15 protein-coding genes are annotated in these 16,810 nt (G+C 69.6%); 7 read left to right on the top strand and 8 right to left on the bottom strand.

Going from position 1 to position 16,810, the window contains the following annotated elements; genetic code table 11:
* Positions 1-22 precede the first annotated feature (22 nt).
* Positions 23-616 (top strand): TetR/AcrR family transcriptional regulator, encoded by a 594-nt coding sequence (locus tag AORI_RS59430; protein WP_016334041.1) that lies wholly within the window; start codon positions 23-25, stop codon positions 614-616.
* Here AORI_RS59430 and dmpG read toward each other — a convergent pair.
* Together dmpG and AORI_RS59420 are read right to left on the bottom strand one after the other, a co-directional pair.
* On the bottom strand, positions 607-1,641 hold the full coding sequence (dmpG, locus tag AORI_RS59425; RefSeq protein ID WP_016334040.1) for a 4-hydroxy-2-oxovalerate aldolase: 1,035 nt from the start codon (positions 1,639-1,641) through the stop codon (positions 607-609). The genes AORI_RS59430 and dmpG overlap by 10 nt on opposite strands.
* Positions 1,638-2,540: an acetaldehyde dehydrogenase (acetylating) gene (locus AORI_RS59420; RefSeq protein WP_016334039.1), complete on the bottom strand. Its 903-nt coding sequence runs from the start codon at positions 2,538-2,540 to the stop codon at positions 1,638-1,640. Before AORI_RS59420 ends, dmpG begins: the two co-directional genes overlap by 4 nt.
* Before the next feature lie 41 nt (positions 2,541-2,581).
* Here AORI_RS59420 and AORI_RS59415 point away from each other — a divergent pair, with 41 nt between their 5' ends.
* A complete protein-coding gene (locus AORI_RS59415) occupies positions 2,582-3,349 on the top strand; it encodes an IclR family transcriptional regulator (protein WP_016334038.1) in 768 nt (255 codons plus the stop codon).
* Between the two features lie 5 nt (positions 3,350-3,354).
* Here AORI_RS59415 and AORI_RS59410 read toward each other — a convergent pair whose 3' ends face one another.
* Positions 3,355-4,458 carry an LLM class flavin-dependent oxidoreductase gene (locus AORI_RS59410; RefSeq protein WP_016334037.1) on the bottom strand — a complete coding sequence of 368 codons (1,104 nt, stop codon included), beginning with the start codon at positions 4,456-4,458 and terminating at the stop codon, positions 3,355-3,357.
* 347 nt (positions 4,459-4,805) lie between these two features.
* Here AORI_RS59410 and AORI_RS59405 point away from each other — a divergent pair, with 347 nt between their 5' ends.
* Complete coding sequence (locus AORI_RS59405) at positions 4,806-5,978, top strand: IS481 family transposase (protein ID WP_228688344.1); 1,173 nt, start codon at positions 4,806-4,808, stop codon at positions 5,976-5,978.
* Positions 5,979-6,189: 211 nt separating this feature from the next.
* Here AORI_RS59405 and AORI_RS59400 read toward each other — a convergent pair whose 3' ends face one another.
* Together AORI_RS59400 and AORI_RS59395 are read right to left on the bottom strand one after the other, a co-directional pair.
* Positions 6,190-6,900, bottom strand: coding sequence for an MBL fold metallo-hydrolase (locus tag AORI_RS59400; RefSeq protein ID WP_016334035.1), 711 nt, complete (start codon positions 6,898-6,900; stop codon positions 6,190-6,192).
* 18 nt (positions 6,901-6,918) lie between these two features.
* Positions 6,919-7,443 carry a DinB family protein gene (locus AORI_RS59395; protein WP_016334034.1) on the bottom strand — a complete coding sequence of 175 codons (525 nt, stop codon included), beginning with the start codon at positions 7,441-7,443 and terminating at the stop codon, positions 6,919-6,921.
* Positions 7,444-7,577: 134 nt separating this feature from the next.
* Between AORI_RS59395 and AORI_RS59390 the strand changes: the two genes are divergently transcribed.
* Positions 7,578-8,429 carry a DMT family protein gene (locus AORI_RS59390; protein WP_016334033.1) on the top strand — a complete coding sequence of 284 codons (852 nt, stop codon included), beginning with the start codon at positions 7,578-7,580 and terminating at the stop codon, positions 8,427-8,429.
* On the opposite strand, the gene AORI_RS59385 is transcribed toward AORI_RS59390, so the two are convergent.
* The gene (locus AORI_RS59385) at positions 8,410-9,447 is read right to left on the bottom strand and encodes a FecCD family ABC transporter permease (RefSeq protein ID WP_051552942.1); all 1,038 of its coding nucleotides are present in this window, start codon (positions 9,445-9,447) and stop codon (positions 8,410-8,412) included. The two genes, AORI_RS59390 and AORI_RS59385, sit on opposite strands and share 20 nt — an antisense overlap.
* A gap of 23 nt (positions 9,448-9,470) precedes the next feature.
* Entirely contained in the window at positions 9,471-10,514 is a 1,044-nt protein-coding gene (locus AORI_RS59380) for a FecCD family ABC transporter permease (RefSeq protein ID WP_016334031.1), read from the bottom strand.
* Between the two features lie 102 nt (positions 10,515-10,616).
* On the opposite strand from AORI_RS59380, the gene AORI_RS59375 reads away from it, so the two are divergent.
* The 3 genes from AORI_RS59375 to AORI_RS59365 all read left to right on the top strand — a co-directional run bounded on the left by AORI_RS59375 (position 10,617) and on the right by AORI_RS59365 (position 15,249).
* The gene (locus AORI_RS59375) at positions 10,617-12,302 is read left to right on the top strand and encodes an ABC transporter ATP-binding protein (RefSeq protein ID WP_016334030.1); all 1,686 of its coding nucleotides are present in this window, start codon (positions 10,617-10,619) and stop codon (positions 12,300-12,302) included.
* Positions 12,299-14,050: an ABC transporter ATP-binding protein gene (locus AORI_RS59370; RefSeq protein WP_016334029.1), complete on the top strand. Its 1,752-nt coding sequence runs from the start codon at positions 12,299-12,301 to the stop codon at positions 14,048-14,050. The genes AORI_RS59375 and AORI_RS59370 overlap by 4 nt, the downstream gene beginning before the upstream one ends.
* A 113-nt stretch (positions 14,051-14,163) precedes the next feature.
* Entirely contained in the window at positions 14,164-15,249 is a 1,086-nt protein-coding gene (locus tag AORI_RS59365) for an iron-siderophore ABC transporter substrate-binding protein (RefSeq protein ID WP_016334028.1), read from the top strand.
* Positions 15,250-15,681: 432 nt separating this feature from the next.
* On the opposite strand, the gene AORI_RS59360 is transcribed toward AORI_RS59365, so the two are convergent.
* Positions 15,682-16,704, bottom strand: a complete 1,023-nt coding sequence (locus AORI_RS59360; protein WP_228688377.1) for a metallophosphoesterase family protein — start codon at positions 16,702-16,704, stop codon at positions 15,682-15,684.
* Positions 16,705-16,810: the final 106 nt, after the last annotated feature.

The raw sequence follows: 16,810 nt of genomic DNA, 5'->3' as shown, positions 1-16,810 counted from the left end.
TAGTCAACAAGAGGAGCCGATCATGGCCGGCCGGAGCTGGGCAGGCACGACCCTGGACGACCGCAAGGCCGCGAGGCGGGGACAACTCGTCGACGCGGGCCTCGACCTGCTCGGCACCCAGGGCAGCGCGGGGGTGAGCGTCCGCGCGGTGTGCCGCCACGCCAAGCTGACGGAGCGGTACTTCTACGAGAGCTTCACCGACCGCGAGGAACTGGTCGTCGCGGTCTACGAGCACATCGGCGAGCAGGCGCGGCAGGCGCTGGTCGACGCGGTCAGCGACACGGCCGAACCCGCCGAACGGGCGAAGGCCGCCGTCCGCGCGTTCGTCGAGTTGATGCTCGACGACCCGCGTAAGGGCCGGGTGCTCCTGCTCGCGCCTATCACCGATCCCGCGCTGACGACGCGCGGGATCGCGCTCCTCCCCTCGTTCGCCGAGCTGGTCAGCGGGCAGCTGTCGCACGGTGACGCGGCCGAGCGGCAGATGACCTCGATCGGGCTGGTGGGCGCGCTGAGCAACGTGTTCATCGCCTACCTCGACGGCTCGCTCAAGGTGAGCCGCGAGCGCCTGATCGAGCATTGCGTCCGCCTCGTGCTCGGCGCTGACCGTCAGCCCTGACCGCGTTCGGCGACCAGCTGCAGGGCGATGTCGATGATCATGTCCTCCTGCCCGCCCACGTACTTCGCGGCGCCGACGCGGTAGAGGATCTCGTGCGCCGGGACGTCGTAGCGTTCCGCCGCGCGTTCGGCGTGCAGGAGGAAACTCGAGTACACCCCGGCGAAACCCTGCACGATCGACGACCGGTCCATCACCGGCAGCCGGGTGATGTAGGGCTTCACGACGTTCTCGGCCGCGTCCATCAGCACGTCCTTGTCGACGCCCGTGCGGATCCCGAGCCGCTCGAAGGTGGCCGCGAGGACCTCGGTCGGCGAGTTGCCGGCGCCCGCGCCGAGCGCCACCAGCGAACCGTCGATCTGCCGCGCGCCCGCCCGGTACGCGAGCACCGAGTTCGCGACGCCGAAGCTCAGATTCTGGTGCCCGTGGTAGCCGACCTGCGCCTCGTCCCCGAATTCCGCGACCAGCGCGGCGACGCGTTCGCTCGCGTCCTCCAGGATCAGCGCCCCGGCGGAGTCGACGACGTAGACGCACTGGCACCCGGCGTCGACCATGATCCGTCCCTGTTTCGCCAGCGCCTCGGGCGTGGACATATGGGACAGCATCAGGAAACCGACCGTCTCCAGCCCGAGTTCGCGCGCCGCGCCGAAGTGCTGGACCGAGACGTCGGCCTCGGTGCAATGGGTCGCGATCCGGACCGCGCCCGCGCCGAGGTCCGCGGCCACCCGCAGGTCGCCGACCGTGCCGAGTCCCGGCAGCAGCAGCACCGCGATCTTCGCGTGCCGCGCCTCGTCGACCGCCGCCTCGATCAGCTTCCGTTCGTCCACAAGGGAAAACCCGTAGTTGAACGTCGAGCCGCCGAGCCCGTCGCCGTGGCTGACCTCGATCAGCGAGACCCCGGCGTCGTCCAGCGCCCGGACGGTGTCGCGCACGTTCTTCTCGGTGAACTGATGCGCCATCGCGTGGCTGCCGTCGCGCAGGCTCGTGTCGACGATCCGGACCTCTCGGCTCACGTCGTCCCAGCTCATGCCGCCACCTCCTGAGTGGCCAGAAGGTCGCCGATACGGGCGGCCGCGGCCGTCATGATGTCGAGATTCCCGGCGTATTTCGGCAGGAAGTCCCCGTTCCCGGCGACCTCCAGGAACACCGCGACCCGCGCCTGCCCGCTCCACCCCGGCCGTGGTGGGTCGTACTGCGGATCCGCCTTGAGCGTGTAGCCCGGCACGTAACCTTGGACGGTCTCGACCATCCGGTGGATGGATTCACTCACCGCGTCGAAGTCCGCGTCCGGGTCGATCGCGCAGAACACGGTGTCGCGCATGATCATCGGCGGCTCGACCGGGTTGATGATGATGATCGCCTTGCCGCGGCTCGCTCCCCCGACGAGTTCGATCCCGCGCGCCGTCGTGGCGGTGAACTCGTCGATGTTCGCGCGCGTGCCGGGCCCGGCCGAACGCGACGAGACGGACGCGACGATCTCGGCGTAGGGCACCGGCGTCACCCGCGACACCGCGTGCACGATCGGGATCGTGGCCTGACCGCCGCAGGTGATGAGGTTGACGTTGGGCACGTCGAGCCGGTCGGGCAGGCCCACCGCGGGGCAGGTGAACGGGCCGACCGCGGCCGGGGTCAGGTCGATCGCGCGGATCCCGGCGGTGGCGTAGCGCGGCGCGTTCGCCAGATGCGCCTTCGCCGAAGTCGCCTCGAAGACCAAGTCCGGCAGTTCGTCCCGCGAAAGCAGCCAGTCCACACCGCCGGCGGATGTCTCCAACCCCAGCTCCGCGGCCTTCGCCAGCCCGTCCGACTCCGGGTCCACGCCGACCATGTACCGCACCTCGACGTGCTCGCTGCGCCTCAGCTTCGCGAGCAGGTCGGTGCCGATGTTCCCGGGACCGACGATCGCGGCCACCGCTTTCCGTTGCGCCATGCCAGGTGACGCTCCCCGAGCGGATAGGGCACACTCAACCCATGCGTGCCGCTGGGCGGAACGACGACACCGAACGAACCGGAGCGGACGGCCTCGTCGCCGCCCGGATCTCCGCGCTGCTCTCAGCCTTCCGGCCCGGCGACGACGCGCTCGGCGTCTCCGAGCTGGCACGGCGGACCGGGCTGGCGAAGTCGACCGTCCACCGGCTCACCGGACATCTGGTCGCGACCGGACTGCTCGAACGCGAGGGCGCGGCGTTGCGGCTCGGGCTCAAGCTGTTCGAGATCGGCCAGCTGGCGGTCCGGCGCCGAGGTCTGGTCGAGGCGGCGCGGCCGTATCTCGCGGATCTGCGCGAGGCGACCCGCAACACCGTGCACCTCGCGGTGCTGGAAGGCACCGAGGTGGTCTACCTCGACATCCTGCGGGGACCCGACGCGCCGTCACTGCCGTCCCGGATCGGTGGGCGGTTCCCCGCGCACGCCACCGGCGTCGGCAAGGCGATCCTCGCCTTCTCGCCGGAATCCGTGGTGACACAAGTGATCGAAGCCGGGTTGCCCCGCGTCAGCGTACGGACGATCACCGCGGCCGGCCTGCTGCGCCGTCAGCTGGCCAAGATCCACGGCGAAGGAATCGCGTTCGAGCGGGAGGAGTCCGGCGTCGGCGTCGTCTGCGCCGCGAGCCCGCTGCTCGATGCGCACGGTGTCGCGGTGGCGGCGTTGTCGATCTCCGGCTGGGCGAATCGCATGCACACCAACCGCGTCGCACCGGCGGTCCGGACCGCGGCATTGGCTCTTTCCCGCACCCTGTAAGGGCTTTACGCGACGAGCCCGCGGCGGACCAGCTCCGGCCGCACCCCTTCGCCGAACCAGTACGCCTCTTCCAGATGCGGGTATCCGGACAGGACGAACTCCTCGATGCCGTGCGCGTGGTACTCCTCGATGAGGTCCGCCACCTCGCCGTGGCTGCCGACGAGCGCGGTGCCCGCCCCGCCGCGGACCAGGCCAACCCCGGCCCACAGGTTCGGGTACACCTCCAAGCCGCGGACACCACCGTCGGTCTTCCCGCCGTGCAACGCGGCCATTCGTTGCTGGCCGACGGATTCGCTGGCGGACAACTGCTTCTGGGTGTGGGCGATCCGCTCCGGGTCGATGGCGTCCAGCAGTTTTCCCGCCTCGGCCCAGGCTTCCGCCGACGTGTCCCGGGAAAGCGTGTGCAGCCGGATGCCGAAGCGGATCTTGCGGCCCTGGTCCTCGGCGAGTTCACGGACCTTCGCGATCTTCTCGGCGACCTGCGCGGGCGGCTCGCCCCAGGTCAAGTAGACGTCCGCGTGCCTCGCCGCGACCGGCAACGCCGCCGCGGACGACCCGCCGAAGTAGATCGGCGGGACCGGATCCGGCGCCGCGCGCATGGTCGCGCCCTCGACCTTGAGATGCTCGCCGTCGAAATCGAACGGCTTGCCGCTCCACACGCCGCGCACGATCTCGAGGAACTCGCCCGTGCGGGCGTACCGCTCGTCATGGTCGTGCCAGTCGCCGAACCGGCGCTGCTCGACGGCATCGCCGCCGGTGACGACGTTGAGCAGCACGCGCCCCTGCGAGATCCGCTGGAACGTGCCTGCCATCTGCGCGGCCAGCGTCGGCGAGATCGTCCCAGGACGGAACGCGACCAGGAACTTGAGGCTTCGCGTTTCGCGGATCAGCGCGGCCGTCGTCAGCCAGGCGTCCTCGCACCAGGTGCCGGTCGGCGTCAGCACACCTTCGAAACCGTTGGCCTCGGCGGCGCGGGCGACCTGCGCGAGATAGTCGAGGCTCGGCTCACGGGCGGAAGATGCTCCGGCGGCGCGGCTGGCGTGGAAGTGCTCGACGATCGTCCGGCCGTCCCCGGTGGTGGGCAGGAACCAATGCAGCTTGAGCGTCACGGTCCCGAGCTTCGGCTTCCGGGGCGGGCCGGGTCAATCGGCGGGCTCGGCGTCCCGCGATCTGGACGCGTTGCTTGCTTCGGGCGAGCAGGAAGGCCCATAGGGCGTGAGTCCGGACCGGCGGCTCGGGCCGACCGGGACCAAGTGTCCACAAGGACATCTTACGTCGATCAAGTGTCCGATTTATGCACATATATTCGTTTCTGTGCTGGGTCGTGAGTGATAAAGAGGGTTAGAGCCACCTGTCTGAGTTCAGGACATGTCGGACAGTTGATGTTTCAGGACCTCACGGACACTGATCGGCCTGTCGGTGTGGTGACCAGGGTGTTCGTGGTGATCATGCGACGATGGGCAGTACAGGGTTTTCGATGGATCCTGAGTTCGTCGCCGCGGTCGCTCGGGCAGCCGTGGGCGAGAAGGTCAACGTGTCGCAGTTCTGCCGTGAGCACGGGGTTTCCCGGGACACGTTCTATCGGTATGTGGCCCGGGTGCGGAGCGAGGCGGCGAACGGGTTCATCCGCCGCAGCACCGCCCCGCGCCACCGTCCCACCGCATTAGGCGCGGAGGTGGCCGAGGCGGTGCTGCGGGCCCGCAAGGAACTCGCGGACGAGGGCTGGGACAACGGGCCGATCTCGATCCGCTGGCGGCTGGAGAAGGCGGGGTTCGCGCCGGTGCCGTCGAAGTCGGCGATCTACCGGATCCTGTGCGAGCACGGCCAGATCGAACCGGAGCCCCGCAAGAGACCCCGCACGAGGCGCCGGTTCGAGTACTCCGATCCGAACGGGTGCTGGCAGATCGATGGCATGGAGTACTACCTGGCCGACGGCCAGAAGGTCTGCATCGTCCAGATCCTCGACGACCACTCCCGCCTCGACGTCGGCTCCTACGCCGCCGCCAGCGAGAACGGCACCGACACCTGGGCAGCGCTGCAACAGGCCTTCGCCGGCCACGGTCTACCGGTCAAAGTGTTGTCCGACAACGGATTAGCTTTCTCCGGAAAACACCGAGGGCAGAGGGTCGAACTCGAACGTCACCTCGCCGAACACGGCGTTACCGCCATCGCGTCCAGGCCCTATCGCCCGCAAACCTGCGGCAAGAACGAACGTGTCCACCGAACCCTGAGGAAATGGCTCGCCGCCCGCCCTCCTGCCGAGAACCTTGCCGTCCTGCAACAGCTACTCGAGGACTACCGCCACATCTACAACAACCACCGGCGCCACCAAAGCCTCGACGGCCACACCCCACGGCAACGCTACGACGCCAGCCCCAAAGCCACCCCCGCCACCGGCCGCAACACCCCCAGCGGCCGCACTCAACGCACCGTCTCAGCCACCGGCGTCATCGCCTTCTCCGGCTACTCCATCGTCCTGGGCCGAAACTGGACCGGACACACAGCCACCGTGTTCTGGCAAGGCGACCGTGTCACCATCATGATCGGCGACACCATCGCCCGCCAGCTCACCCTCAACCGAGCAGTACGCTACCAACCACTCAACACCAAACTGTCCGACAAGTCCTGAAACACATCTGTCCGTGAGGTCCTGAAACAGCACAGAGGGTTAGAGCCACCCAAATCACTCACGACCCCCACGCACAGTGGTCAAATCGGGCATCCTTTGCCGAACAGTGTCCCTTGTGGACAGTCACGGGTGCGCGTGGCAAGCATGCCCACGCCGCCACCTCCATCACGCCACGTTTGACTTACCTCTCAATAAGTCCTCTGGATGCGTCTCAGCCGCCGAACATCAGCCGCCATTCCTCCAGCGACTTCGGCTGGAACACGAAGTTCGTGTCCTTCACCCGCGACAGGTTCGCCGACGGATCGGCGGAGTACTGGTGCCCCGGATAGACGACCGGATCCCCGTCCAGCCCGGCAAGCCACTGCAGGCTCCGGTAGATGGCTTCCGCGTCGCCGCCGGGGAAATCGGTCCGGCCGCAGCCTTCGAGGAACAGCGTGTCCCCCGAGACGAGCTTCCCGTCGACCAGGAAGCACTGACTGCCCGGGGTGTGGCCCGGCGTGTGCAGCAGCCGGATCGGCACCGTGCCGACCTCGAGAACCTCGTCGTGCTCGTGCGAACGCAGATCGGTGCCGGACACGCCCGTGGTGCGGCGGACCCACTCCGCTTCGGCGCCGTTGACGTGGATCGGCACCTGGACGCGCTCCAGCAGTTGCGCGATCCCCGGAAGCGAGAACCCCATCATCTCGCCGCCGACGTGGTCGGGGTGGTGATGCGTGGCGAGGACGCCGGTCAACCGCATGCCGTCGGCTTCCAGGAGGTCCAGCAGATCCCCGACGGCGTACGCCGGGTCGACGACGACGGCCTCGTTCGTCTCCCGATCGCCGATCAGGTACGCGAAGTTGACCATCTGCGTCGCGATGGGATCCCCGACCGCGAAGTCACGGCCCGCGAGCAACTGCCGGAAGTACAGCCTGTCAGCCATGGCGCACACCTTACGGCGCTACTCCCCCGTGGTTCCGTCGGCCAGCTCCCGCAGGACGTCCAGATGCCCGACGTGGCGCGCGGTCTCCTGAAGCACGTGGGCGAGCACCCAGCGCACGGTGAACTTCCCCGACCTGCGCGCCCGGTCGTCCGGCGAGACGCCGGCCAGCGACGACTCAGACAACGTCCACTCGGCGCGGTACGCCTCGACGACCGAGCGCGGGTCGTCGTCCTCGGCCAGGTCCCAGCTCGGATCCGGTGAGCCTTCCCACAGCGACGGCAGATCCGCGCCGACCGCCTCGATCGAAAGCCACCAGCGTTCCACCGCGGTCAGATGCTTGAGCACTCCCAGCGCGCTCATCCGCGGGGACGACGGCAACGGTGTCGCGGCCGCCTGCTCCCTGGTCAGCCCGGCGACCTTGTTGACCGCCGTGGCGCGGAGGAAACGCAGGAAGTCCCACTGGATCCCGGTTTCGTCTTCGGCGATCCCGTCCGGCCAAGCCCGCTCCACCGGCTCGGCGCGACTCGAACCCGTGTTCGACATGGACTCACTCTACACATACGGCGATCTCGCGTGATCAGACGGCGATCTCGCGTGATTGAGCGGCGATCTCGCGTGATTGAAGGCGGAACTCGCGAGATCTCGGAGTGGGCGCCGCAGGGCTAGGCTCAGGATCCATGTGGTGGGGATTGATTTGCGCGTTCTTCGCGGCCTGTGCCTACGGCGTCGCTTCGGTGATGCAGGCGATCGCCGCGAAGGCGACTTCGGGCGCCGAAGACCGCGTCGATCCCCGGCTGCTCGTGCGGGTGCTGCGGCAATGGAAGTTCGTCGCGGGACTGGCGCTGGACGTCATCGGGTTCGTCGCCCAGGTGGCCGCCTTGCGCGTGCTGCCGCTGTTCGTGGTCCAGGCGGCGCTGGCCGGCAGTCTCGCGGTGACCGCGGTCGCCGCGCGGACCCTCGGCGTCCGGCTGGGCCGTCGCGAGTGGACGGCGGTCGCGGTCGTCTGCGCCGGGCTCGCGTTGCTCGGGATGTCGGCGGAGAGCGAGGGCTCGGAGCCGACCGGGCTGGGTTTCCGGCTCGTGCTGATCGGTGCGGTGGTCGTCCTCGGCACGGCCGGGATGTTCGCGGGCCGCGCGTCGCGGCGGATCCGGACACCGTCGCTGGGCCTGATCGCCGGACTGTGCTTCGGTGTCGTCGCGCTGTCCGGCCGCGCGCTCACCAGCCTCGCCCCGCTGGATCTGCTGGCCGACCCGGCCACGTACACGCTGGGTGTGGCGGGCGCGCTGGCGATGTTGTTCTACGCCACCGCGTTGCAGCGCGGCAGCGTCACCACCTCGACCGCGATGATGGTGATCGGCGAGACCGTCTTCCCGTCCCTGATCGGCGTGCTCGTGCTGGGCGACACCACGCGACCGGGTTTCGCGGCCGTGGCGGCGGTCGGCTTCGTGCTCGCCGTTTCGGCCGCGCTCGCACTGGCCCGCTTCGGCGAGCCCGCCCCGATCGAGCCGGTCAGCGCGCAGCCGGGCTGACCCCGCGCCGGGACACCAGCAGCCAGGCCAGGTACAGCCCGCCGATCGCCCCGGTCACCAGGCCCACGGGCAGTCCCGCGAAGAACTGCTGCGTGACCAGATCGCTCGTGACCAGCAGGAGCATGCCCATCAACGCGGCGGCGGCGAGCCCCGGCCCCGAAGAGCGGGTGAGCCGCTTCGAAAGCTGCGGCGCGGCGAGGGCCAGGAACGCGATCGGCCCGGCGGCCGCGGTCGCGATCGAACACAGCCCGACACTGACGGCGAGCAGCACGATCCGGCTCCGCTGGACCGGCACGCCGAGCCCCATGGCCGAATCGTCACCCATCTCCAGCAGCGAAAGCCTTCTGCCGTAGACGAACCCGGGCGGAAGCAGGACCGCGAGGGCGATCGCGACCGGGACGACGTGCTCCCAGCCGCGTCCGTTGAGCCCGCCGACCAGCCAGGCCTGCGCCGCGAGCCCGTCCTGCCAGGAGGCCCTGGTGATCAGGTAGGAGTTGAACGCGATGAGCATCGCGTTCACGCCGATGCCGACGAGGATCAGCCGGAAGGTGTGCACGCCGCCTTTCAGCGCGAGCAGCGCGATCAACGCCGCCGTCGCGACGCCGCCGACCAGCGCTCCCAACGACACCTGGAGCATGCCGCCGTGCACGACGATGATCGTCAGCAGCGCACCGGCCGCCGCGCCTTCGGTGAAGCCGATGAAATCGGGGCTGCCCAAGGGATTCCCGGACAGGCTCTGCAGGATCGCGCCGCTGACCGCGAGCGCGCCGCCGACCAGCAGGGCGGTCAGCAGCCGGGGCAGCCGCAGCGTGGTCACGATGAACTCGGTGGCCCGGTCGCCGAAGCCGAACAGCGTCTGGATCACCTCGCCGACGGACAGCGGGTAGTCGCCGGTGGTCATGCTGACCGCGCCGACGAAGAACACGGCGACGGCCAGCAGGGCGACGACGATCGCCGCCCGCGGGGTGACGCGCAGGGAAAGCCCGCCGCCCGGGGTGCGCAGGACGCGGGTGCTCATCCGTGGGTGCTCCTTGATCGCGGTCACAGGCGGGCCAGCTTCCGGCGGCGGCAGAGCGCGATGAACACCGGCGCCCCGAGGAACGCGACGACGATCCCCGCCTGCAGTTCCTCCGGCGGGTTCAGCACGCGGCCGACGACGTCGGCGCCGATCAGCGCGATCGGCGCGAGCAGCATCGAATACGGCAGCACCCAGCGCTGATCCGGGCCGACCAGCATCCGCGCGGCGTGGGGCACGGCGAGCCCGAGGAACAGGACCGGTCCGATCGCCGCGGTGCCCGCGCCGCAGAGCAGCATCACCACGACCGCGCCCAGCACCCGGGTGCGGCCCACGTGGGCGCCGAGCGCCTTGCCGGTCTGATCACCGAGCGCGAGGACGTTGAGCGGGCGCGCGAGCAGCAGCGCGATGATCACGCCGAGTACGACGAACGGCGAGATCTGCAGGAAGACGTCCCATTTGCGGCCGCTGAGCGAGCCGACGTTCCAGAACCGGAACTGGTTGAACGTCTCCGGCATCAGCAGCAGCACACCGACGATGTACGCCTGGAGCACCGCCATCACGGCCGAACCGGCGAGCACGAGCCGGTCCGGCGTGGCGCTGCGGCCGGCCGAGCCGAGGAGGTAGACCACGACCGAGGCGATCGCGGCGCCGGCGAAAGCGAACCAGATGTAGCCGAGCACGCTGGTGACACCGGCGAAGGCGATCCCCGAGACGACGGCGGCCGCGGCACCGGTGTTGACACCTAGCAGGCCGGGGTCGGCGAGCGGGTTCCTGGTGAGCGCCTGCATCACCGCGCCCGCGAGCCCGAGCGCCGCGCCGACGACCAGGCCCAGCAGGGTCCGCGGGATACGGAGGTCGTGGATGATCACCGCGTCGGTCGAGCCGTCGTTGTGCCACAGCACCGACCAGGTGGAGGTGAACGGGATGCTCTTCGACCCCACCCAGATGCTGAGCAGGAAGACGAGCGCCAGCAGCGCGAGCCCGACCACCAGACCGCCGGCGCGGAACGTCCGTGCCGCCGTGCTGGGCGGGGACGCCGCTTCGGGCGGGCGTTCGGTGACGACCACGGGACCTCCTTCGAGTGAGGCGAGGCTAACCGAACGCCGGAGTTCACCTCAACGAGCTACCTACTTAGACTAGCCTTACCTACCCCGAACTAGGAGGCGCCGGTGACCGCAACGGCCACCACCAGCCGAAGCGTCCTGCGCCAGGCGATTTCCGGGCAGCGACGGCAGGTCACGCTCGCATCCGTGCTCGCGGCCGGGCACCAAGGCGGCGAAGCACTCGTTCCGGTGATCATCGGCGTGGTGATCGACCAGGCGGTCGACGGCGGGTCCGTGGGCACGCTCGTGTTCTGGCTCGCCGTGCTCGCCGTGGTCTTCGCGGGACTGTCCTACAGCTACCGGTTCGCCGCGCGCGCGGCCGAAGGCGCGTCGCTGCGGGCCGCGCACGAACTCCGCATCGCGATCAGCCGTCGCGTCCTGCATCCCGGCGGCGGCGCCGAGAACGGCAAGCTCGCCGGGGAACTGGTCAACATCGGCACCAGCGACGCGCAACGCGTCGGGGTGGTGAACGCGGTGCTGCCGTTCGGGATCGCGGCGCTGGCCGGGGTACTGGTCAGCGCGGTGGCCCTCCTGCGCATCTCGCTTCCGCTGGGGCTCCTCGTGCTGCTGGGCACGCCACCGCTGCTGTATCTCGCGCATCTCATCGGCAAACCGCTCGAACGCCGCAGCGAGGCGGAACAGGAGCGGTCGGCGCACGCCTCGGGGGTCGCCACGGATCTGGTCTCCGGCTTGCGGGTGCTCAAGGGCATCGGCGCCGAACCGGCCGCCGTCGCCCGCTACCGCGACACGAGCCAGGACTCGCTCAAGGCGACACTGCGTGCCGCGCGGGCCAAGGCCTGGCACGACGGCGCGGTGCTCGCGCTGACCGGCGTCTTCATCGCGATCGTCGCCCTCGTCGGCGGACATCTCGCGTCGTCGGGATCGATCAGCGTCGGCGACCTCGTCGCGGCCGTCGGGCTCGCCCAGTTCCTGCTCACGCCGTTCCTGATCTTCTCGTGGGTCAACGGCGAACTGGCGCAGGGCCGCGCGTCCGCGTCCCGGGTCGCCGACCTGCTGACCACGCCCGCGGCGGTGGAACCGGGCGACGGCGAACTCCCGTCACCCGCCGGCGGGAACGTGCGGCTCGACGCGGTCTCATACGGCAGCCTTCGCGATCTCGACTTCGACATCCCGGCCGGACAGCTGATCGGCGTCGTCGCCGCGGATCCGGCCGCCGCGACCGATCTGCTCGACTGCCTCGGCCGCGCGGCCGACCCCGCCGAGGGCCGGGTGCGCGTCGACGGCGTGGATCTGTCCACTGTGGACCCCGAACGGGTACGGGAGGTCGTTTTGGTCGCGGCGCACGACGCGGACCTGTTCGAAGGGACGCTCGCCGAGAACGTCCACGCCGGGGACCGCCCGCTCGACGAGGCGCTGGCCGCGTCGGCGGCGGACGAGGTCGCCGCGGCGCTGCCGGACGGCACCGGGACCGCGGTCACCGAACGCGGCCGTTCCCTCTCCGGCGGCCAGCGGCAACGGGTCGCGCTCGCCCGCGCGCTCGCCGCCGACGCGCCGGTGCTCGTCGTCCACGACCCGACGACGGCGGTCGACACGGTGACCGAGGCGAAGATCGCCACCGGGCTCGCCCGGCTACGACGAGGACGGACCACGATCCTGGTGACCACGAGCCCCGCCCTGCTCGCCGTGGCGGACCGCGTCGTCGTACTCGACGGCGGCCGGATCACCGGCGAGGGCGGCCACGCCGAACTCGTCCGTGATCGCGCCGACTACCGCGCGGCGGTGCTGTCATGACCCGCGAACTCCTGCCCACCGCCGACGGCAAACGGATCCGGGCGGTCCTCGGCGAGCTGCTCCGCACATCGAAGGCCCGCGCCGCGGGCGCGCTCACGATGCTCGTCGGCGCCACCGCGATCGGGCTGCTCACCGCCCGCCTGCTCGGCCACATCGTCGATCTGGTCATCGAGAAGCGGCCCGCGACCGAACTGGCGACGCCGGTGGTCGCGCTGGTCCTGGTCGCCGTGGCACAGGCGATCGCGACGGCGCTGGGTGTCTCGCTCACCGCGAAGCTCGGCGAAACCCTGCTGGCGGAACTGCGTGAACGGTTCGTCGACCGCGCGCTGGGGCTCCCGCTGGAGCAGATCGAACGCGCGGGGTCCGGCGATCTGACCGCCCGCGTCACCAACGACGTCACGGTGGTCGCGCGGGCGGTCCGCGAAGCCCTCCCCGAACTGGGCCGTTCGGTGCTCACCATCGTGCTGACCCTCGGCGCGCTCGCCGTGCTCGACTGGCGGTTCCTGCTCGCCGCGCTGCTGGCGGCACCGATCCAGCTGCACACCGTGCGCTGGTACGTCCGCAACGCCGTCCCGTTGTACGCCAATCAGCGGATCGCGACGGGTTCGCAGCAGCAGCAACTGCTCGACACGATCGGCGGTGCGAAGACCGTCCGCGCGTTCCGGCTCGCGGACGCCCACGTGGAGCGCGTCCGGCAGCGGTCCGAGGGCGCGATGGACCTGATGCTGCGCGGTGTCCGGCTGATGACGAAGTTCTTCGCCCGGCTCAACCTCGCCGAGTTCGTCGGTCTCTCGGCTGTGCTCGCGGCCGGTTTCCTGCTGGTGGGCGCGGACGCGGTGACCGTCGGTGCCGCGACAGCGGCGGCGTTGTACTTCCACAGCCTGTTCGGCCCGATCAACACCGCGCTCGCGCTGGTGGACGACGCGCAAGCGGCCGCCGCGAGCCTCGCCCGGCTGATCGGGGTCGCCGACCTGCCCGCGCCACGCGAACCCGAGCGCCCCGCGAGGCCCGTCGACGCGTCGGTGAAGGCGGCCGGGATCTCTCATTCCTATGTGGACGGACATCCGGTGCTGCGGGACGTCCACCTCGACCTCTCCCCCGGTGAGCGGGTCGCGCTGGTCGGGGCGAGCGGGGCCGGGAAGACGACGCTGGCCAAGCTGATCGCCGGGATCCACGCCCCGGCTTCGGGAACGATCTCCGTCGGCGGGGTCCCGCTCGACGAGCTCGGGCCGTCCGCCACGCGGCGGGCGGTCGCGCTGATCAGCCAGGAGGTGCACGTCTTCGCCGGTTCGCTGGCGGACGACCTTCGTCTGGCGCGCCCGGCCGCGTCCGACTCGGATCTGTTGGCAGCACTGGAAAAGGTCGGCGCACGGGGCTGGGCGGAGGCCTTGGGTCTCGCGACGATCGTCGGCGAGGGCGGTCATCAGCTGACGGTCACCCAAGCGCAGCAGCTGGCGCTGGCGCGGCTGGTGCTCGCGGACCCGCCGATCGCGATCCTCGACGAGGCGACCGCGGAAGCCGGGAGCGCGGGCGCGAAAGTCCTCGAAGCCGCCGCGGCCGCCGCTTTGGAGGGACGGACCGGTCTCGTCGTCGCGCACCGCCTGACGCAGGCGGCGGCGTCGGACCGCGTCGTCGTGCTCGACGCGGGCGCGATCGTCGAAAGCGGGACACACGACGAACTCGTGGCCTCGGGCGGTCAATACGCAACGCTTTGGGCGGCCTGGTCGGACAACCGTTCACAGACGTGACCCGGGACGCACCGTCACCGGTTGCAATCGGCCCCTCGGCGTCTTAGGTTAGCCAAACCTGATTCTCGATTAATCCGGCATCCTGCCGGACCTCCGATCACGAAGGACGGATGATGGCCCGAATCCCCACCCTCTCCGCCGTGCGCGGGCGCCTGAAGACCGCCGGCCTGCTGGCGTCCACCCTGGTGCTGGCCGCCTCGCTCACCGCGTGCGGAGGAGGCGGCGAGTCGGCCAGCCCGGCCGCGCAGAACTCCGCCGGCTCCGCGGTCGACGCGAACGCGTTCCCGACCACCATCGAGCACAAGTACGGCAGCACCACCATCACCCAGGAGCCCAAGCGCGTCGTCACGGTCGGCCTGACCGAACAGGACGCGCTGCTCGCCCTCGGCGTGGTCCCGGTCGGGGTCACCGAGTGGCTCGGCAAGTTCCCCGGCACGATCGGCCCGTGGGCGACCGACAAGCTCGGCGGTGCCGCGCTGCCCGAGGTGCTCAAGGACGTGGACGGGCCGCAGTACGAGAAGATCGCCGCGCTGAAGCCGGATCTGATCATCGCGCTGTACTCCGGGCTCACCAAGGAGCAGTACGACAAGCTGAGCCAGATCGGCGTCCCGGTCGTCGCGCAGCCCAAGGAGTACAACGACTACGGCATCCCGTGGAACGAGGCGACCAAGAAGGTCGGCCAGGCCGTCGGGCGCGCCACCAAGGCGAACGAACTGGTCAAGGCCGTCGAGGACAAGTTCGCGCAGGCTCGCAAGGAGCACCCGGAGTTCGCGGGCAAGTCGGCGCTGATGGCGTCGACCTACGAGGGCTACTTCGTCTACGGCAGCCAGGACGGCCGCTCGCACATCCTCGAATCGCTCGGCTTCAAGCTGCCCGCCGACCTCGACGCCGTCATCGGTGACAAGTTCGGCAAGAGTCTCAGCGCCGAACGGACCGACCTGCTCGACCGCGACGCGCTCGTGTGGCTCATCGACACCCCGGCCAAGGCGCAGGAGATCCTCGGCAAGGACGCGCTCTACACCGGTCTCAAGGTGGCGAAGGAAAAGCGCGAGGTCTTCATCGAGAACGAAGGCAACTACGGCAGCGCGGTCTCCTTCGTGACCGTACTGAGCCTGCCGTACGTGATCGACCGGATCGTCCCGCAGCTGGCCGCCGCGGTCGACGGTGACCCGAAGACCGAGGTCAAGCCGGCCAGCTGAGGTTTCGGCCGTTGCGCGTGAAGGCCCCTTCCCTCGGCTGAGCCGAGGGAAGGGGCCTTCACGCGATATGGGCATGTGCACGGCCTGAACCTTGATCAACGGAGGATCGGAGACGTTGAGTGTCCCCGATCCTCCGTTGATCAAGATCCGGACCGGGTCACGTCGCGTCCGGCACTCGACGATGTAGGAATCGAGACACTCAACGTCCCAATTCCTACATCGTCGGCTACCTAGGCCAGGTCCGGTATACAGATAGCGAATCCGGTCCGCTCTAACCGTCGTTACCGCTCACAAGGCGACGGGCCGAACCGGCGCTTTCGTGTGTTTGAGCGGACGGCACACGTGATCAGATGGACGACACGCTCGCGCCGCCGATCGTCGTCCGTCCAGTCACACGTGTCGTCCGTTCGAACACGTGTGTCGTCCCTCCGGTCACGCGAAACCCCGGGAGTTGTGCAGCGGCACGGTGATCTGCTTCAGCCAGGTCTTCGTGGTGAAGTCGCGGGCCTTGATCACCACCGAGCCGGGCGAGACCTCGACCTGCAGTCCCTGGTTGAACGCGCCGCCGAGGGACACTTCCCCGCCCTTGCCGTCGTCCGTCCAGCCGGTCTGGACGGCCGCGGTGTTGACCACGGTGAACCCTTCGAGGTTGCCGGTGCCCGGGACCACCCGGCGGACCACCCAGTCCGACAGGTTGAGATCCCAGTGCGTGTGCCCGGAGAACAGGAACACGTCGCGGTGACGGCCGAGGATCGAAAGCAGCCTGTCGGGCTGCAGGTAATCGGACCGGTAGAGCTTGTTGTGCGTACCGGAAACCGTGTTGGGCAACGGATGATGGGTCAGCACCATCACCGGGCTGCGCCGGTTCGACCAGTACCGGAGCCGCTGCTCCAGCCAGGTGAACTGGCCGTCGCTCATCCAGACCTCGTCCCACAGCTTGGGGTCGTGGTACTTCGCGTACCGCTCGGTCCCGAGACACAGCACCGGAACCCCGCCGAACGACGTCTCGCTGTAGACGGTGTTGCGGCCCGCGAACCGGTAGAAGCTGCGGAACAGCGAGTCCTCGGTCGTCCCGTTGGGCCAGGTCTCCTGGGCGAGCGTGTCGGGGTCCCGCCATTTCGGGACGTAGAACTCGTGGTTGCCGATGGCCCACGCGACCTCGCGCGGATGCGGATGCTTGTCGAAGGTCGAGCGAAGCTGGGCGTACTCGAAGTCGTAGCCGCGCGGGGTGAGATCACCCGCGATACCGAGGCCCGCACTGCGCGGGTTGACCGCGTTCAGGTCGTCGAGCGCCTTGCCGAAGTCGGTGAGGTCGCCCTGGATGTCACTCAGGATGTTGAAGCGGACGACAGGCCCGCGCGGGCCCCACTTCTCCTGTGCCTCGGCCTGTCCCGGCAGCATCGCCGCCCCCGCCGCCGCGCCACCGGCGGCCACCATGAACGCTCTTCGATCCATAACCCGAACGCTACTCACGTTTTATGGCCGGATTCGGTCATGCTTCTGAACAACGCAAGTCCGTGAAGGCCTCCTTGAGGGACCAGGAGTCCCTCAAGGAGGCCTT

The sequence above is a fragment of the Amycolatopsis keratiniphila genome, from assembly GCF_000400635.2.
Taxonomy (GTDB): Bacteria; Actinomycetota; Actinomycetes; order Mycobacteriales; family Pseudonocardiaceae; genus Amycolatopsis; species Amycolatopsis keratiniphila.
This window is presented reverse-complemented; position numbering and strand designations above follow the sequence as displayed.